General features: G+C 70.7%; 16 protein-coding genes, 1 tRNA gene and 1 pseudogene. 7 read left to right on the top strand and 11 right to left on the bottom strand.

Annotated features, from left to right (window positions below; translation table 11 throughout):
- Nucleotides 1-85: 85 nt before the first annotated feature.
- The 3 genes from hutI to hutH are packed head-to-tail and all read right to left on the bottom strand — an operon-like array spanning nt 86 to nt 4,613.
- On the bottom strand, nt 86-1,384 hold the full coding sequence (gene hutI, locus HDC37_RS16600) for an imidazolonepropionase (protein ID WP_308472261.1): 1,299 nt from the start codon (nt 1,382-1,384) through the stop codon (nt 86-88).
- On the bottom strand, nt 1,381-3,042 hold the full coding sequence (locus tag HDC37_RS16605; protein WP_179561505.1) for a urocanate hydratase: 1,662 nt from the start codon (nt 3,040-3,042) through the stop codon (nt 1,381-1,383). The genes hutI and HDC37_RS16605 overlap by 4 nt, the downstream gene beginning before the upstream one ends.
- Nucleotides 3,039-4,613: a histidine ammonia-lyase gene (gene hutH / locus HDC37_RS16610; RefSeq protein ID WP_179561506.1), complete on the bottom strand. Its 1,575-nt coding sequence runs from the start codon at nt 4,611-4,613 to the stop codon at nt 3,039-3,041. The genes HDC37_RS16605 and hutH overlap by 4 nt, the downstream gene beginning before the upstream one ends.
- A gap of 112 nt (nt 4,614-4,725) precedes the next feature.
- Here hutH and HDC37_RS16615 point away from each other — a divergent pair, with 112 nt between their 5' ends.
- Complete coding sequence (locus tag HDC37_RS16615) at nt 4,726-5,466, top strand: IclR family transcriptional regulator (protein WP_308472262.1); 741 nt, start codon at nt 4,726-4,728, stop codon at nt 5,464-5,466.
- Between the two features lie 3 nt (nt 5,467-5,469).
- On the opposite strand, the gene HDC37_RS16620 is transcribed toward HDC37_RS16615, so the two are convergent.
- Nucleotides 5,470-6,483 (bottom strand): LacI family DNA-binding transcriptional regulator, encoded by a 1,014-nt coding sequence (locus tag HDC37_RS16620; protein ID WP_179561508.1) that lies wholly within the window; start codon nt 6,481-6,483, stop codon nt 5,470-5,472.
- Between the two features lie 199 nt (nt 6,484-6,682).
- Here HDC37_RS16620 and HDC37_RS16625 point away from each other — a divergent pair, with 199 nt between their 5' ends.
- The 4 genes from HDC37_RS16625 to HDC37_RS16640 are packed head-to-tail and all read left to right on the top strand — an operon-like array spanning nt 6,683 to nt 11,889.
- The gene (locus HDC37_RS16625) at nt 6,683-7,942 is read left to right on the top strand and encodes an extracellular solute-binding protein (protein ID WP_179561509.1); all 1,260 of its coding nucleotides are present in this window, start codon (nt 6,683-6,685) and stop codon (nt 7,940-7,942) included.
- 1 nt (nt 7,943) lies between these two features.
- On the top strand, nt 7,944-9,041 hold the full coding sequence (locus HDC37_RS16630) for a carbohydrate ABC transporter permease (protein ID WP_179561510.1): 1,098 nt from the start codon (nt 7,944-7,946) through the stop codon (nt 9,039-9,041).
- A complete protein-coding gene (locus HDC37_RS16635) occupies nt 9,038-9,955 on the top strand; it encodes a carbohydrate ABC transporter permease (protein WP_179561511.1) in 918 nt (305 codons plus the stop codon). The genes HDC37_RS16630 and HDC37_RS16635 overlap by 4 nt, the downstream gene beginning before the upstream one ends.
- Nucleotides 9,952-11,889, top strand: a complete 1,938-nt coding sequence (locus HDC37_RS16640; protein ID WP_179561512.1) for a glycogen debranching N-terminal domain-containing protein — start codon at nt 9,952-9,954, stop codon at nt 11,887-11,889. The genes HDC37_RS16635 and HDC37_RS16640 overlap by 4 nt, the downstream gene beginning before the upstream one ends.
- A gap of 12 nt (nt 11,890-11,901) precedes the next feature.
- Here the strand turns inward: HDC37_RS16640 and HDC37_RS16645 are convergent, their stop codons facing one another.
- Nucleotides 11,902-12,378: a YbaK/EbsC family protein gene (locus tag HDC37_RS16645; RefSeq protein ID WP_179561513.1), complete on the bottom strand. Its 477-nt coding sequence runs from the start codon at nt 12,376-12,378 to the stop codon at nt 11,902-11,904.
- A gap of 64 nt (nt 12,379-12,442) precedes the next feature.
- Between HDC37_RS16645 and HDC37_RS16650 the strand changes: the two genes are divergently transcribed.
- Both HDC37_RS16650 and HDC37_RS16655 read left to right on the top strand, forming a co-directional pair.
- On the top strand, nt 12,443-12,880 hold the full coding sequence (locus HDC37_RS16650) for a pyridoxamine 5'-phosphate oxidase family protein (RefSeq protein WP_179561514.1): 438 nt from the start codon (nt 12,443-12,445) through the stop codon (nt 12,878-12,880).
- A gap of 140 nt (nt 12,881-13,020) precedes the next feature.
- Entirely contained in the window at nt 13,021-14,094 is a 1,074-nt protein-coding gene (locus HDC37_RS16655) for a Glu/Leu/Phe/Val dehydrogenase family protein (RefSeq protein WP_179561515.1), read from the top strand.
- A gap of 17 nt (nt 14,095-14,111) precedes the next feature.
- Here the strand turns inward: HDC37_RS16655 and arr are convergent, their stop codons facing one another.
- The 6 genes and pseudogenes from arr to HDC37_RS16960 form a co-directional block, all read right to left on the bottom strand.
- Nucleotides 14,112-14,537 (bottom strand): NAD(+)--rifampin ADP-ribosyltransferase, encoded by a 426-nt coding sequence (gene arr / locus HDC37_RS16660; RefSeq protein WP_179561516.1) that lies wholly within the window; start codon nt 14,535-14,537, stop codon nt 14,112-14,114.
- 85 nt (nt 14,538-14,622) lie between these two features.
- Nucleotides 14,623-14,698, bottom strand: a tRNA-Ala gene (locus HDC37_RS16665).
- Between the two features lie 65 nt (nt 14,699-14,763).
- Nucleotides 14,764-15,663, bottom strand: a complete 900-nt coding sequence (locus HDC37_RS16670) for a large exoprotein (RefSeq protein ID WP_179561517.1) — start codon at nt 15,661-15,663, stop codon at nt 14,764-14,766.
- 70 nt (nt 15,664-15,733) lie between these two features.
- Entirely contained in the window at nt 15,734-16,600 is an 867-nt protein-coding gene (locus HDC37_RS16675; RefSeq protein ID WP_179561518.1) for an LLM class F420-dependent oxidoreductase, read from the bottom strand.
- Between the two features lie 189 nt (nt 16,601-16,789).
- Nucleotides 16,790-17,059: a hypothetical protein gene (locus tag HDC37_RS16680; protein ID WP_179561519.1), complete on the bottom strand. Its 270-nt coding sequence runs from the start codon at nt 17,057-17,059 to the stop codon at nt 16,790-16,792.
- 295 nt (nt 17,060-17,354) lie between these two features.
- A pseudogene (locus tag HDC37_RS16960) lies at nt 17,355-17,623 on the bottom strand (hypothetical protein); the annotation flags it as partial.

Genomic DNA, 17,623 nt, shown 5'->3' on the forward strand with positions numbered 1-17,623 from the left:
TTCGGACCGCGAGAGCCTGCGTTGTGGAGGAGTTACGCGCCGGCGGTCGGCGGCGCCGGCGACGGACCGGCACCGATTTGCACGCTCACACCTCGATGCCGTTCTTCCAGACAGTACGGACGAGCGGGACGCCGGGGCGGTAAGCCAGGTGCGTCCGCGACGGCGCGTCCAGCAGCACCAGATCGGCCCTCATGCCGGGTGCGATCGCGCCGACGTCGTCGCGGCGGAGCGCGCGGGCCCCGCCCGCGGTCGCCGCCCACACGGCCTCGGCGGTGGTCATGCCCATCTCCCGCACCGCGAGGGCGATCATGAGCGGCATCGAGCTGGTGAAGCTGGAGCCGGGGTTGCAGTCGCTGGCGAGCGCGACCGTGACCCCGGCGTCGAGGAGTCTCCGGGCGTCAGGGTAGGGCTGCCGCGTGGAAAACTCCACCCCGGGGAGCAGGGTCGCCACCGTGTCGGATCCGGCGAGGAGGGCGATATCGTCGCCGGTCAGGAAGGTGCAGTGATCCACCGACGCCGCCCGCATCTCGACGGCGAGCGCCACTCCGGGTCCGGCGCCGAGCTGGTTCCCGTGCACCCGCGGTGCCAGACCCTGCGCGATGCCCGCCTCGAGGATCCGCCGTGCCTCCGCCGCGGTGAAGGCGCCGTCCTCGCAGAAGACGTCGATCCACCCGCTGAGGGGTGCGCAGCGCTCGAGCATCGGCCCGCAGACGAGGTCGACGTAGCCCTGTCGATCGCCGGCGTACTCCTCGGGCACGACGTGCGCGCCGAGGAAGGTGACCTCGTCGGTGACCTCCCGCGCCAGGCGCGCCAGCCGCTCCTCGTCGGCCACCGTGAGCCCGTAGCCGGTCTTTATCTCGGCGGTGGTGGTCCCCTGCCGGTGCAGTTCGGCGACGAATCCGCGCAGGCGACCGCGCAACTCGTCATCGGTGGCGGTCCGCGTCGCTGCGACCGTCCGGCGTATTCCGCCGGCGGAATAGGAGTGCCCGGCCATCCGCGCCTCGAACTCGTCGGCACGGTCGCCGGCGGAGACCAGGTGGGTGTGGGAGTCGACGAACCCGGGCAGCGCCGCCCGGCCCGCGGCATCCACGATCTCGACCCCGCCGTGCGCGCGCGAAAGTGCATCTGAGCGCCGAGAACTGGGGGAATCCCCTCCGTCTCGGCGTCCCGTTGCAGTCTCGCGGTCTGGTGGCCCCGCCGCGCTCCCGGTCGTTGAGCGAGCGAAGTGAGACGAAACGCCCGCCGCCTCCCCTGCCGCGCCGACCCACACGATCAGACCGTCCTCCATCAGCACGGCCGCGTCACGCAGCGTGCCGCACGCATCCCCCTCGGCGCCGACATTCGTCGTCAGCTCCCCGATGTTCGTGATGAGCGTCGCTGTCACAGCATCGGCACCTTCAGCCCGCGCTCGGCAGCGACCTCGCGGGCGCGTTCGTAGCCGGCATCCACGTGTCGCATGACGCCGGTTCCCGGGTCGTTCACGAGCACGCGAGCGAGCTTCTCTGCAGCGAGCGGCGTCCCGTCCGCGACGGTCACCTGTCCGGCGTGGATCGAACGCCCGATGCCCACCCCGCCGCCGTGGTGGATCGACACCCATGACGCCCCCGACGCGGTGTTCAGCAGGGCGTTCAGCAGCGGCCAGTCGGCGATCGCGTCCGACCCGTCGGCCATCGCCTCGGTCTCGCGGTACGGCGAAGCGACGGAGCCGGCGTCGAGGTGGTCGCGCCCGATCACGATCGGCCCCGCGAGCTCGCCGGAGGCGACCATCTCGTTGAACCTCAGCCCGGCGAGGTGGCGCTCCTGGTAGCCGAGCCAGCAGATGCGCGCGGGGAGGCCTTCGAAGTGCACCGCGTCGCCGGCCTTATCGAGCCAGCGCACGAGCCCCGCATTCTCGGGGAACAGCGCCTTGACGGCCTCGTCGGTCTTGCGGATGTCCTCAGGGTCGCCCGACAGCGCCACCCAGCGGAACGGACCGCGCCCCTCGGCGAACTGCGGACGGATGTACGCCGGCACGAACCCGGGGAACGCGAAGGCCCGGTCGAAGCCGCCCAGCTGCGCCTCAGCACGGATCGAGTTGCCGTAGTCGAAGACCTCGGCACCGGCATCCTGGAAGCCGACCATCGCCGCCACCTGCGCCGCCATCGATTCCCGCGCCCGCCGCGTGAACTCCGCCGGGTCGCGCTCGGCCTCGACGTGCCAGTTTTCGACGGAGACGCCGACGGGGAGGTACGACAGCGGGTCGTGCGCGCTGGTCTGGTCGGTGACGATGTCGATCGGGGTCCCGCGACGCAGCAGCTCGGGGAACACCTCCGCCGCGTTCCCCACCACGCCTACCGACAGCGCCTCGCCGGCGGCGCGCGCCGCGACGACCCGGGCGACGGCGGCGTCGAGATCGGTCGTGTACTCGTCGAGGTAGCCGTGCGCCGCGCGGCGCGCCAGGCGCGTTTCGTCGACGTCGACGATCAGCACCGCTCCCCCGTTGAGCGTCACCGCGAGCGGCTGCGCGCCGCCCATGCCGCCGCATCCGCCGGTCAGGGTCAACGTGCCGGCGAGGTCGTCGCGGCCCAACGACCGCGCGACGGCGGCGAAGGTCTCGTACGTCCCCTGCAGGATGCCCTGCGTGCCGATGTAGATCCACGACCCCGCCGTCATCTGGCCGTACATCGTGAGGCCCAGGTGCTCCAGGCGGCGGAACTCGGGCCAGGTCGCCCAATCGCCGACGAGGTTCGAGTTGGCGATGAGCACGCGGGGCGCCCACTCGTGGGTCCGGAAGACGCCCACCGGCTTTCCCGACTGCACGAGGAGCGTCTCGTCCGGCTCGAGCTCGTCGAGCGTGCGGACGATCGCGTCGTACGCCTCCCACGTCCGCGCAGCCTTGCCGGTGCCGCCGTACACGACGAGGTCGTCGGGGCGCTCGGCGACCTCGGGGTCGAGATTGTTCATGAGCATGCGCTTGGCAGCCTCGGCTCCCCAGCTCTTCGCGCTCTTCTCACCGCCTCGGGGCGCGTGGATCACACGGGCAGGGGCATGGACGTCGGTCATGAGTCCTCCTTGAGTGGGGCGAACGAGAGTGCGGATGCCGCGGCGCGAGCGACGGCGCCGGTGACGACGAACTCGGTCACGGCCTGGATCTCGGGCGAGAGGAACCGATCCGGACCAGGCCCCCCGGACACATCCCGCACGAGGTCGGCGACCGCGCCGGTCGACGGCGCGGGTTCAAGAGGCGCACGCAGCTGCTGCGCCCGCACCCCGACCATCACCTCGATCGCCAGCACGCGCGCAAGACCATCGAGCGCGCGGCGGAGTTTGCGCCCCGCCGCCCACCCCATCGACACGTGGTCCTCCTGCATCGCCGAGGACGGGATCGAGTCCACCGAGGCGGGAGCGGCGAGGCGCTTGAGCTCCGACACGATTCCGGCAGCCGCGTACTGGGCGATCATGAAACCCGAGTCGACCCCCGGCTCGTCGGCGAGGAAGGGCGGCAGGCCGTGGTTGCGCGCCACGTCGAGCGCACGGTCGGTGCGCCGCTCCGAGATCGACGCCACGTCGGCGACGGCGATGGCGAGGAAGTCCAGCACGTAGCCGATCGGTGCGCCGTGGAAGTTACCGTTCGATTCCACCCGGCCGTCCGGTGTCACGACGGGATTGTCGATCGCGGCGGCCAGTTCGCGCGCGGCGACGGTCGAGGCGTGGGCGAGGGTGTCGCGGGCGGCGCCGTGCACCTGAGGGCTGCACCGCAGGGAGTACGCATCCTGCACGCGCGTGCACACCTCGGGGTCGCGGTGACTGGCGACGATGCCCGACCCGGCGAGGAGGGAGCGCAGGTGCGCGGCCGCATCCCGCTGACCCGGGTGGGGCCGCAGCGCCATGAGGTCGGCAGCGAACACGGCATCGGTGCCGAGCTGGCTCTCGATCGAGAGCGCCGCGGCCACGTCGGCGGTGTCGAGGAGCATCTCGAAGTCGTGGGCGGCGAGGAGGAGCATCCCCAGCATCCCGTCGGTGCCGTTGATGAGGGCCAGGCCCTCCTTCTCCTCGAGGACGAGAGGGGTGAGGGATGCCGCGGCGAGCGCGTCGTGCGCGCTGACGACGTCGCCGCCGGGCACCCGCACGTCGCCTTCCCCCATCGCCGCGAGCGCGATGTGGGCGAGTGGTGCGAGATCGCCCGAGCACCCGAGGGATCCGTACTCGCGCACGACCGGGGTGATTCCGGCGTTCAGCATGTCCGCGTACATCTCCACGACCTCGGCGCGCACCCCCGTGCGTCCCGAGGCGAGGGTCTGGAGACGGAGGAGCTGGAGGGCCCTCACCACCTCCCGCTCGACCTCGGCACCCGTCCCCGCAGCGTGCGAGCGGATGAGGCTCGCCTGCAGCTGACGTCGTCGCTCGGGGGCGATGAAGGTGGTCGCGAGCGCGCCGAAGCCCGTCGAGATGCCGTAGTGGGGGCGGGGGTTGTCGGCGAGGCTCTCGATGAGCGCTCGCGTCTCGCGCACCTGCGCGAGAGCCGCGGCGGACACCCGGACGGCCGCATCGTGACGGGCGACGGCGACGACACCGGCCAGGGTGAGGGGTCGATCGCCGACGGACACCTTCGTGGCCGAGAGGAGTGAGGACATGTCTCGATTGCACTCCTCGACATCGTGCAATGCCAGGCCCGCGTGGCATCCTGTGTCTGTGATCTCAGACAGCAGTGCCGTTCGGGAGAGAGCCGCCGGGGATAGGCCGCAGGTGCCCGCTGCCGACCAGACGCTCCGGATCCTGTCGCATCTCGCCCGGCAGCGCGGGCCGGTGCCTGCCCGCACGATCGCCGACGCCCTCGCCCTTCCGCGCTCGACGGTGTACCACCTGCTGACGACCCTCGAGCGCCGCGGCTTCGTCGTGCACCTCGCCGCCGAGCAGCGCTGGGGGCTGGGGATCGCCGCCTTCGAGCTCGGCGGCGGCTATGCGCGCCAGCAGCCGCTCGCGCGACTGGGACGCCCGCTCGTGGCCGCTCTCGCCGACCGTCTCGGCGAGAGCACGCACCTGGCGGTGATGAGCGGCCGCGACGTGCTGTACCTCGTGGAGGAGCGCGCGCCCGGCCGCCCGACGCTCGTGACGGACGTCGGGGTGCGCCTTCCCGCGCACCTCACGGCGACCGGTCGCGCGATGCTCGCGGCCCTTCCCCCCGCCCAGGTCCGGGCCCTGTTTCCCGATGCGTCGGCGTTCGCCGATCGCACCGGTCGCGGGCCCCGGCGCCTGAGCGAGCTTCGGCGGATCCTCCGCGACGTCCGCGCGGCCGGTGTCGCCGAGGAGCACGGCGAGGTGACGCTCGGATTCCGGTCGGTCGCCGCCGTCGTGGTGGATCACGCCGGGTGGCCCGCGGCGGCGGTGGCGGCAACCTGGGCCGAAGAGGCGACGCCTCGGCATCCCGACGTCGCTGCGCTCGTGCGTGAGACGGCCGGGGTCCTCGCGCGACGGATCGGCGGGTGAAGGTCAGCGGACCACGAGGCGCGGCTCGACGAGCATCCGCTCAGGAGGACCCTCGCCGCCGACGATGCGGCGCCCGGTGTCATCGGTGAGGAGGTCGAGCACCGCACCGGCCACGAGCTCGGGCGCCTGCTCGACGCTCGAGAGCCCAAGCGCCTCGGCGACCGGAGTGTTGTCGAAGCCGATGAGCCCGATCCCGCTCGCGCCAGTGTCGACGGCGGCCAAGTGCGCTCCGACGGCGAGTGCGTCACTCACGCACACCACCGCATCGACCCCGTCGCGCACCATCGGATCGGCGAACGCCTGAGCCATCACGCTGCGGGCCTCCGCCACGCTGTCGGGCGCGCGGAAGACCGGACCGGCGAGCCCCGAGGCCCGCATCGCCTCGCGCCATCCGCGTTCCCGGTCATCGCCGGTGCCCGCATCGGGCGGCCAGCCGAGCCACGCGACACGGGATCCCCAGGCCTCGACCGCGTGCCTCGTCGCGGCCCGGGTGCCGGCCGCCCCGTCGACGTCGACCCACGAGTGCCCGGATTCCCACACGTCGCCGCCGCCCCAGGGCCGCCCGAAGGCGGCGTAGGGAAGCCCCCGACCGTCCAGCCACCCCGTCCGCGGATCGCCGTAGGCCGTACCGGTGATCACCGCCGCATCGATCTCGCCGCCGTCGATCAGATCGCTGAGCCGCGCGATCTCCTCGTCTCGGCTGCGCGCGCTGTAGATGAGCACTCGGAGCGCCCGCTCGTTGGCGTTCTCGGTCAGGGCGTGGATGAAGCGGTCGAGGATGACCCCGGAGATCCCGCCGCTGAACGGATCGATGTGCACGCCGATGGTCGAGCTCCGCCGGGTGCGGAGACTCCGCGCGGCCACGTGAGGCCGGTAGGCGAGCTCGTCGATCGCACGCTGGACGCGTACCCGGGTCTCCTCCCGCACGATCGCGGGGGTGTTGATCACGTTCGAGACCGTCTGACGCGACACCCCCGCGCGACGGGCGACGTCTTCGACGGTCGGTGCCTTCGCCATCCTCCGCCCCCCTGTGGTCTGGACAACACGGATGTGAACGATCAAATCGTTACCTGAGCGTAGCCGTCCGTCGTTGACACGCGAAAGAGCCGGGCCGTAGTCTTCCAGCGACACCGAATTTGAACGTTCATATTTGATCGTTCATACACCCCCGGATCACCCGAACGGTGTCGCGACTTCATTCAAAGGAGAGGGAGATATGACACGCAGGAAGTTGCGCGCCGCATTCGGCGCGGGAGCGATCCTCACCGCCGGCGCCCTGGTGCTGACCGGATGCGGCGGCGGAAGCTTCGATGACGGCGGCGGCGGTGGCGCCGCTGCCGACGGAGAGCTGACCTCGTCCGACGACGCCATCAGCGTCCTCATCGCCTCCAGCGGCGAGGCCGAGGCCACCGCCGTCGAGGAAGCGGTCGCCGCGTGGTCGGCCGAATCCGGCGTCGACGCGAGCGTCGAGATCGCCAGCGACCTCAACCAGCAGCTCGCCCAGGGCTTCGCCGCGGGGTCGCCGCCGGACCTGTTCTACCTCTCGCCCGACGCCCTCGCCGGCTACGCCGACAACGGCTCGCTGCGGGCGTACGGCGACGAGCTCTCCAACGCCGGTGACTTCTACGCGCCGCTGGTGGACAACTTCACCTACGAGGACGAGTTCTACTGCGCTCCGAAGGACTTCTCGACCCTGGCGCTCATCATCAACACCGACCTGTGGGAGGCCGCAGGGCTCACCGAGGACGACGTGCCCACCACGTGGGAGGAGCTCGCCACGGTCAGCCAGACGCTCACCACCGGCGGCGTCACGGGTCTCGCCTTCGGCCCCGAGGTCCAGCGCGTCGGCGCCTTCATGGCGCAGGCCGGCGGCGGTCTTGTGACCGACGGCGCGGCGACGGCCAACAGCCCCGAGAACGTCGAGGCACTCGAGTACGTCAAGACCAACCTCGAGGGCGGCAACTTCGCCTACGCCACCGACATCGGCGCCGGCTGGGGCGGCGAGGCGTTCGGCCTCGGCTCCGCCGCGATGGTGATCGAGGGCAACTGGATCGAGGGCGCCCTCCGCAACGACTACCCCGACGTGAACTACCTCGTCGCCCAGCTTCCCGAGGGCCCGGGCGGCCCCGGAACGCTGCAGTTCACCAACTGCTGGGGCATGGCCGCCGACAGCCCCAACCAGCAGGCCGCGCTCGAACTGGTGGAGTACCTGACCGCCTCCGAGCAGCAGCTGGCCTTCTCCGAGGCGTTCGGCATCATGCCGTCGCTGGAGACCACCGCCGACGCGTGGCGCGAGGCCAACCCCGACCTCGCCGCCTTCATCGACGGTGCGGAGTACGCGCAGTTCCTGCCGACGCAGGCCGACGCGGCCGCGGTCATCACCGACTTCAACGCGCAGCTGGAGTCGCTGGCCGAGTCCGACCCGACGACCATCCTCGACTCGGTGCAGGGCAACCTCGAGGCCGTGGTCGGTTGACATGACCGCCACGGTCACCACCCCCCGCGCCGGATCCCGGAACACCGGGATCCGGCGCGGGGAGGCCGCCGCGGGGTGGGTGTTCGTCCTCCCCGTCATCCTGATCCTGGGGCTGTTCCTCCTGATCCCCGTGCTGATGGCGCTCTGGGTGAGCTTCTCGGACTGGGCGGGGCGGGGAAGCCCCCTGTCGGGAACGGTCAACTTCGTCGGTCTGGAGAACTACGCCGCGGTGACCACCGGCGGCGGGCTCGCCGAACGCGACTTCGGGATCTCCCTTCGCAACATCGCCTGGTACGTCCTGCTCGTCGTGCCGCTCCAGACCGCACTGTCGCTCTTCCTCGCCGTGCTGGTCAACCGTGCGGTGCTGCGCGGGCGCGGTTTCTTCCGCACCGCGTTCTACTTCCCCTCGGTCACCTCCTCGGTGGCCATCACGATCCTCTGGCTGTTCCTGTTCTCCCAGACCGGTGTGGTCAACGCCGTCCTCGCCTGGATCGGGATCACCGGGCCCAACTGGTTCCAGGAGCCGAGCGGCATCGTCCACAACGCCCTCGCAGGACTCGGGATCACGAGCGGTCCGGAAGCGCTCACCCAGACCGACGTGCTGGGCGTGAGCCTGTGGGAATGGCTCGCCGGACCCTCCGTCGCCCTGTCGGCCTTCATCCTCATGGCGGTCTTCACCACCAGCGGCACCTTCATGCTGCTCTTCATCGCGGCCCTGCAGAATGTCGGCGGCGAGCTCGGCGAGGCCGGGATGATGGACGGCGCCAACGGCTGGCAGCGGTTCTGGCACATCACCCTCCCGCAGCTGCGCCCCACGATCTTCACGGTCGTGACCCTCGGGGTCATCGGCGGCTGGCAGGTCTTCGACCAGATCTACACCGGCACCGAAGGCGGTCCGGCGAAGACCACCGTCACCCCCGCCTACCTGTCCTACGAGGCCGCGTTCACCCGTCAGGAGTGGGGCGAGGGGTCGGCGATCGCCTTCCTGCTCTTCCTCATCATCATCTTCTTCACGCTCATCCAGCGCTGGGTGCTGCGTGAACGCGGGGTCTCCAAGCGACGCGCCGCGCGCTACGAAGTGAAGGGAGGCAGGTCATGAGCGAGACACTTCCGCCGCAGGCGAAGGTCGCGCAGGTCGATCCCGATCGGTCCACAGCCGCGCCCCGCGCCCGCCGCAACGGCCTCTCCCGCCGGGTGAGCGGACAGATCTTCCTCTACGCGCTGCTGGTGATCCTCGCGATCATCTACATCTTCCCGTTCCTGGTGCAGGTCGCGACGTCCTTCAAGACCGACTCCGAGGCGGCGAGCAACGCGCTCTCGCTCATCCCGCAGACGGTGACGTTCGCGGCGTACGAGGCCCTCTTCGGTCGGAGCGACTTCCCGCTCTGGTTCGTCAACTCCACGATCGTCACGGTCGTGGTGACGCTCGGCCGGGTGTTCTTCGTGTCCCTCGCCGGGTACGCCCTCGCCCGCTTGCACTTCCGCGGCCGGGGAGCGATCTTCGCGCTCGTCGTGGGTGTGATGGCGGTGCCGGCGGTGGTGCTCCTCATCCCGAAGTTCCTCGTGCTGAACCAGATCGGCATCTACGACACCTATGCGGCGATGATCCTGCCGCTCCTCGTCGATGCCGCCGGGGTCTTCATCATGAAGAACTTCTTCGAGTCCATCCCGGTCTCGGTCGAAGAGCAGGCACGCATCGACGGCGCAGGAGCTTTCCGGGTGTTCTGGTCGGTGGTGCTCCCGATGGCGCGCCCCGCCCTCATCACGATCGTCATCCTGTCGTTCCAGGGGTCGTGGAACGAGCTCAGCCACTTCATCGTCGCCACCCAGTCGCCCGAGCTCACCACGCTCACCAAGGGCGTCGCGTCGCTGGCATCCGGTCAGCTCAGTCAGGGTACGCAGTACCCGATCAAGCTCGCCGCGGCGCTGATCATGACGATCCCGGTGGCCGTGCTGTTCTTCATCTTCCAAAAGCGCATCATGAACACCAGCGAAGGAGCCGTCAAAGGATGAACCCCCTCACCGAGCCCGCGACCCGCACGCGACAGCCGCTGCTCGACGACGCGGTCATCGTGCTGCGCGCCCCCACGCAGGTGTGGTCGCGCGAGACCGGCGACGCCGGCGCGGGCGCGATCGACGGGATCTACCACGGCGACGTCCGGCACGTGCGCGAGCTGGAGCTCTCCTGCGACCAATCGGAGGTCGAGTGGATCTCCGTCGCGCCCGACGGCCCGTCGCGCGCGGTCTTCAGTGCGGTGCTGCGCGGTCTCGACGACGACACCCCCGACCCGAAGGTCCGCCTGCTGCGGGAGCGCGTCGTCGCACCGGGCGAGGTGCGCGAGACCTGGACGCTGCGCTCAGCGCGCGACGAACCGCTGTCGGCGACGCTCCGGCTTCGCCTCGGCGCCGAGTTCGCCTCGCTCCACGACGTCAAGGCCGGCCTCCCCGAGGCGGCGCTGACGGAGGTTCGAGGGACGGAAGCCCAGGGGACGGATGCCACGGCGACGGCCCGTTCTCAGACCGCCTCGTTCACCGTCGACACCGAGGACGGCGTGATCGAGGTCGACGGATCCGACATCCGGGCGGCATGGTCGATCGCCCTCCCCGCCCGCGGTGAGGCGACGGTGTCGTGGCGGATGGCTCTGGACGACACCACCGCAGTCGTCTCCGGTGCGTCGCAGCCGAGCCGCATCGACCTGGCGGCCGCACTGGGGGCGGCACGCGGCGGCGATCCCCGTCTCGGCCGATGGCTCGAGGTCGCCCTCGGCGATCTCGACGCGCTGAGGCTGACGCTCCCCGATGCACGGGACGACGCGTTCTACGCCGCGGGCGCGCCCTGGTTCTTCACGCTGTTCGGGCGGGATTCGCTCTGGGCGGCACGCCTCTCTCTTCCGCTCGACGTCGGCATGGCGGCATCCACCCTCCGCGTCCTCGCGCGGCTGCAGGGCGACCGGGACGAGCCCGACTCGGCGCAGGAGCCGGGCAAGATCCTCCACGAGCTGCGTTCGACCACGCTCGAGCAGCCGGGCGAGGGGATCGCCCTTCCCCCGTTGTACTACGGCACGGTCGATGCGACGGCGCTATGGGTCTGCCTCCTCGCCGACGCGTGGCACGCCGGAATGCCCGAGGCCGAGGTCACGGCCCTCTTGCCGACGCTGCGCGCGGCGCTCGGATGGCTCCTCGACCACGGCGACAACGACGGCGACGGTTTCATCGACTATCTCGATCGCACCGGGCACGGTCTGGCCAATCAGGGGTGGAAGGACTCCGGCGATTCGATCCAGTGGCGCGACGGCCGCCTGGCGGAGGGGCCGATCGCGCTGTGCGAGGTGCAGGGGTACGCCTATGAGGCCGCCCTCGCCGGCGCCGAGATCCTCGAAGCCCTTGCAGGAGACGCCGACGAGGCCGCTCGCCTGCGGGCGTGGGCGGGCGAGCTGCGCGAGCGTTTCGCCGCGGCCTACTGGGTCCAGACCCCTGAGGGGCGGTATCCGGCGGTAGCGCTGGACCGTCACAAGCAGCCCGTCGACACCCTCACCAGCAACATCGGTCACCTGATCGGCACCGGCATCCTCGACGCCGACGACGAGGCGCACGTCGCCCGGCTGCTCTTGGGCGCGTCGCTCTCGAGCGGGTTCGGGATCCGCACCATGTCGACCGGGGCGGAGGGCTACTGGCCGCTGTCGTATCACGGTGGGAGCGTGTGGACGCATGACACGGCCATCGCCGCGCACGGGATGCTGCGCGCCGGCCTCCATGCCGAGGCGCAGCAGGTCGTGGCGGGCATGCTCGCCGCGGCAGAGGCGTTCTCCTATCGGGTTCCCGAGCTCCACTCGGGCGACCCGGTCACCGAGGTGTCTCGCCCGGCGCCGTACCCTGCGGCGTGCCGCCCGCAGGCGTGGTCGGCGGCCGCGGCCGTCGTGGCGCTGAGCGCCCTCGAGGGGCGCTGACGACCCGCCCGCTCAGTCGACCTTGCTCACGGTGCCGCCGGTGAGGCGCACCAGCTCGCCGAAGGTGAGCGGGAAGACGGTGTGCGGCGTCCCGCCGGCAGCCCAGATCTCGGGGTACTGCGCGAGATCCTCGTCGACGACGGTGGTGAGCGCGGCCGGGTGACCGGTGGGTGCCACTCCCCCGATCGCCTGGCCCGTGGCATCCCGCACCTGCTCGGGGGTCGCACGTCGGATCGACTCGCGACCCAGGCGGGCGGCGAGTGCAGCCGTGTCGACGCGGTGCGCACCGCTCGTCATCACCAGGAGCGGTTCGCCGTCGCTCCAGAACACCAGGCTGTTCGCGATCGCCCCCACCTCGACACCCAGCGCCTCGGCGGCGAGGAGTGCCGTCGAAGCCGCATCAGGGAGCACGACGATCTCGCCGGCGATTCCGGCGGCGCGGAGGGCGTCATGGACCAGGCGACTGCGGGGCGGGAGCGAGGAGGTCATGACCGTCAGCCTAGGGTCGGAGGTCGCCGATACCGTGGCGCCGACACACGACAGGAGGAGCGTCATGACGAAGTTGTTCACTCCCGGAGACGCGATGCACGACAACGCGCAGCGGCTGCTCGAGTCGGAGCTGATCGCCTGGTTCACCACCGTCGCCGCCGACGGAACACCCCATGCCGTGCCGGTGTGGTTCTTCTGGCATGAGGAGGCGGTGTGGATCCTGACTCGGCGCGACTCCGTGAAAGCTCGGCACGTCGCGCGTGGCTCTCGCGCTCTGGTGCATCTGAACACCCAGGGCCGATTCGGCGCGGATGTCGTCGTGCTGACCGGCTCCGCCCGCATCCTGGATCAATCGGCCGCCGAATGGATCACTCCGGTGCGCGACCGGTGGGAGGCGAAGTACGCAGACGGGATCGAAGACTTCGGGATGCCGGCGGACACGATCTTGGAGGAGTTCTCCGCGGTCATCTGCATGCGACCGGAGAAGCTGCTCGTCTGGTGAACCCACTGCCGCAGTCGTCGCGGCGCGGTCGCGGCGCGGCGCGGTTGAACCGCGGCCCCGGCGGTGATGCAATGGAGTCGGATGCGGCGAAGCGGCCGCATCCGAGAGCACGCCCACAAGGCCCGCCGAAAGAGGACGCGATGACGCACACCCTGCCCCTGCCCGATTTCACCCACGAGCGCGTGGAGGTGATCACGGGGCGGCGCAGCGGTCTGTTCCTCGCCGTGGCCCTGCACTCCTCCGTCCTCGGTTCCGCGCTCGGTGGCGCGCGCCTGTGGACCTACCCGCACTGGAGCGACGCGCTCGGCGACGCCCTGCGCCTGTCGGCGGCGATGACGCTGAAGAATGCCGCGGCGGGTCTCGATGCCGGAGGCGGGAAGTCGGTCATCGCCCTTCCCGAGGGGACGATGCTCGACGCCGACCGCCGGCGGGCCGCCTTCCTCGATCTCGGCGACGCCGTCGAGGCGCTGAACGGCCTGTACCGCACCGCGGAAGACGTCGGCTCGACCACCGACGACATGCTGACGGTCCGCGAGCGCACGGAACACGTCGTGGGGCTTCCCGACGCCGTCGGCGGCTCGGGCGAGCCGGCAGGACCCACGAGCCTCGGCGTCTACGCGTCGCTGCGGGCGACCCTCGAGCGGGTGACCGGCAGTGCGGATGTCGCGGGCCGACGCATCACCATCTCCGGCCTCGGTCAGGTCGGCAGTCGCCTCGCGCTGCGCCTCGCCGCCGAGGGAGCGGTCCTGACGGTCACCGATGTGAACCCCGCCAAGCGGGACCTCGCCCGTGAACTCGGGGCCTCCTGGAGCGAGCCCGGATTCGAGCACCTCGTTCCCGCCGACGTCTTCGTCCCCGCAGGGATCGGCGGGATCCTCACCACCGAGGTCATCGACGACCTCGACGCCCGCGCGGTCTGCGGCCCGGCGAACAACCCGCTGGCCGAGCACGCCGGCGCGGACCGGCTCGCCGCACGGGGCATCCTCTACGCCCCCGACTTCGTCGTGAACGCCGGTGGGGTGATCTACCTCGACCTCGAGGCCAAGAAGCTCGGCACGCGCGAGGAGATCATGGACCGGGTCGCCGGCATCGGCGACACCCTCCGCCGGGTCTTCGACGACGCCGCCGAGCGCGGGATCACCCCGCTCATGGCCGCCGAGGGTCTCGCCGCGCAGCGGCTGTCGGTCGGCCACCGGGCGCCCGCGATGGCCTGATCGAGTGCGGGCCGAGGTCAGTTGATGATCTCGGCCCCGCTTGCTGTCAGAGCCGCCAGCCGTCGCCGCCATTCCTCTCGCGCGTCCTGATCCAGTCTCGTCCAGTCGCTGACCTCTTCCACCACGATGAGCGGTGAATTCGACCGGTAGGACTGCGTCGGGTTGCCCGGGAACTTCTTGTCCGTGACGTTCGGGTCGTCCTCGACGTCACCCGTCACTTCGACGCGGTAGACGTGCGGCCGGGCATTCCCGGGCCCGAGCATCACGGCCAGCTCTGCTGCCAGACCGGCACCGTCCACCGAGGCGGTGAAGTAGACGTGATTCATGATGACGTCGGAGCGGTAGTTCGAGCGGAATCCGGGGCTGAGGCGATCGCCCGGCGCCAGTTCGGCACGGGTGCCGTGGTAGAACGGTCCGTCGTGGAGACGAGGGTGCGCCGTCATCCGCTCATTATGCGCGTGCCGCGCGCGGCACGACAGACCCGCGAAAACAAGAAGAGCCCGCCCTCCGGGCGAGCTCTTCTCGGATTGGTGGACCTGAGGGGATTCGAACCCCTGACCTCTTCATTGCGAACGAAGCGCGCTACCAACTGCGCCACAGGCCCGAGAACCTCCGTTACATTATCACCCTCGCTGGGTGACCGACGAATGCCGCGCGCTCACCCGGACCTCACGCGCCGGCGGCGCGACGCTCGAGCAGGCGACGAACGTGATCCTCGATCTCCGCGTCGTCGACGTAGCCCATCTGAGCGAAGTCCGGACCCGCCTGCGCCGCGCGCGCCGCGCGCGCAACCTCGATCGACGGGGGGCGCTGAGCTTCGGCGCGCATCCGCGCTGCCTCGGCGACCGCGGCCTGACGGAGCTCCTCGCGAGCATCCTCGACATCGCGCACGGCAGCGGCCTGCGAGCCGACCGACACGGTGAGGGGCTTCGGCAGCTCGCGGGGTGCCCATGCCGCCCGCTGGCGAGCGGCCGGCAGGGCCACATCCTGAACTGCCGGCGCCTGACGGACGACAGGAACAGCGGATGCCGCGGACCGGCGCGCCACCCGCGCGGCGACGCGCGCCATCTGCGCCAGGACTGACAGAGACACCACGACGAGGCTCAAACCCCCGATGAGTGCGCCGACCGCACCGGTCGACACGGTCAGCCATGCACCCCATCCGGTGAGAGCCAGACCACCCAGACCCAGCGTCGTCGCGACGAGCCGCACGCGGCGACGAGCACGAGCCTGACGGGCTTCCGGAGCGGCCTTGGCCGCGGCCTTCTCGGCGCGGGCCCGTTCGAGATCGATGCGGGCCTGTTCGAGAGCAGCCTCTTCGCGTTCGGCCATCGCGCGCTTCGCGAGCTTCTGCTGCGCGGCGGCCGTGCGGGCTGAGAGCTCGAGGCGGACCTCGGCCGGCGTCTCACTCGTCTCTGCGAGGACCCGCAGAGCCTGGTTCAGCCGGACGGCGTTCCGCTCGGCGGCGTCGAACTGACGGCGGCTGTGCCATGACGGCAGCAGGTAGACCAGCCACAGCAGCACCGCCACGAGCACGATCACCCCGCCACCCAGCACCTGTCCGCCCATGCGCATAACGGTATGCGACACCGGCTGGCTGGCCCGGCAAGGCGGTTGCGTGTCGCCCCGTGGATTCGCCTCAGATCTCGGCGAGGGCGGGAAGAACCTCGTCAGCCACGCGTGCCACCCGTCCGACGGGGTCGTCGGGAGAGGCTCCGAGCACGACCTGGGTGATCCCGAGGGCCGACAGCTTCTCCATCTGGGGGAGGAACCCGGGGTCGTACGGATCCGAGAACGCGGCGATGACCGTCTTCTCGATCGCGTCGTAGTCGGTGCCGAGGCGATCGCAGTGCCCGCGAAGAACGTCGAGGAGGTACGCGACCCGCTCGGGGTCCGCGGTGGTGAGGTTGACGATCTGCGCGTACTGCGCGACCAAGCGCAGGGTCTTCCGCTCCCCCTGACCGCCGATCATGATCGGCGGGTGGGGCCGCTGGATCGGCGCCGGGCTGGAGAGCGTCTCCTCCAGCGCGTAGTGCGTGCCCCGGTAGGCGCCGGTGTCGTCGCTCCACATCTGCAGCGCGATCTGCAGCGTCTCCTCCAGTCGTTCGAAACGCTCGGCAAGCGGCGGGAAGGGCACGCCCAGGCCCCGGTGCTCCCGGTCGTACCACGCGGCGCCGATGCCGAGCATCGCGCGGCCTTCGCTCAGGACATCCAGGGTCGTGACGATCTTCGCGAGCAGTCCCGGATACCGGTACGTCACACCGGTCACGAGTGGACCGATCCGCATGGAGTGCGTGTGCGCGGCCAGGAAGCCGAGGGTCGTGAAGGCTTCGAGCATCGGCTCCTCGGCGGGGGCGACGCGCTCCATCTGGAACCAGTGGTCCATGACGGTGAACTGCGTGAATCCGCCCTGCTCGGCGGTGCGGGCGGTGCGACCGAGCACCTCGGGGAGGGTGTCGGGAGCGCCGGGGACGGAGAAGTTCCAGAAGTGGAGACCTGCCTGCATGCCGTCACGTTACGACTGCGCCGAGGCGTGCGGCCGGAGTTTCCAGGAGTTTTCGCCTGACGTTCACCGCGGGCGAAATGGTCGCTGCGGGCTCGCTTCCGTGCGGTCGGTCGTCGGGTCGGATTCAGATGATCCGGGATGCCAGCGCCGAGCCGTGCCTGCGCGCAGTGAGGGTCGCGGGACGCGTGCTCAGTGCCTGCCCGAAGCCACCCGTCGCGACGGCCGCAGCGAACCGATCGGCATCATCGGCACCGCCAGACCGGCGAACATGATCAGGGGCAGGAAGCTGCTCGACACGACAGCCAGGACTACGCCCAGGACCGCCAAGCCGATCGCGAGGACCAGACGGTGACCTTCACCCAGGCCGGAACCACTGCCGGTGTCACGCTGCTCATGCCCGAAAGCGTAGTCGCCGCCACTTCGGTACCCACGAGACGCACACGACGTTCTCAGCAGCATCCGCCTCGGGTTCTTCGCACCCGAGGGTTCTCCGAAGCAGCCACCCCGCGTTCTCAGCACGAGCCACGCCGTCGTGCCCTCGCGTTGCGCGTGCCGTCAGGGCTCCCGTGGCCTCACATGGGAGTCACACGCGCGCGGGTTCTCGCGGCTCGTCAGAGGGACGCGGGTGTCGGGGTTCCCAGAACGGCGGGTCGCCAGAGCGGTGGGCTCCTCCAACGGGGAGGGTCGCCCGAGCGGGAGGGTCGCCCGAGCGGGCGGGTCGCACGAACGGCGGGTCTCCAGAACGGCGCGGTCGTCAGAAGGGCGCGGGCGCGTGTGGGTCGTCGACCGGTTCGCTGGTGATCCGGAATTCGGTGCCCGGGTTGGTCCATGTCGCCCAGAGGTCGTCGGGGAGGTCTTCTTCGGGGGTGAAGTGCACCCCGTGTCCTGGTGGGTTGTCGGTGTAGACCCGCCCGGTGGGGGAGGTCCATGAACCGTCCTGGGTTCCGTGGAGGCTCTGATCCCATCTAGGAGGATGAGGGTTATGCCGGCGAAGTATGACAAGGAGACGATCGAGCGGGTGGT

This window comes from Microbacterium sp. AK009 (assembly GCF_013410955.1).
Lineage (GTDB): Bacteria > Actinomycetota > Actinomycetes > Actinomycetales > Microbacteriaceae > Microbacterium.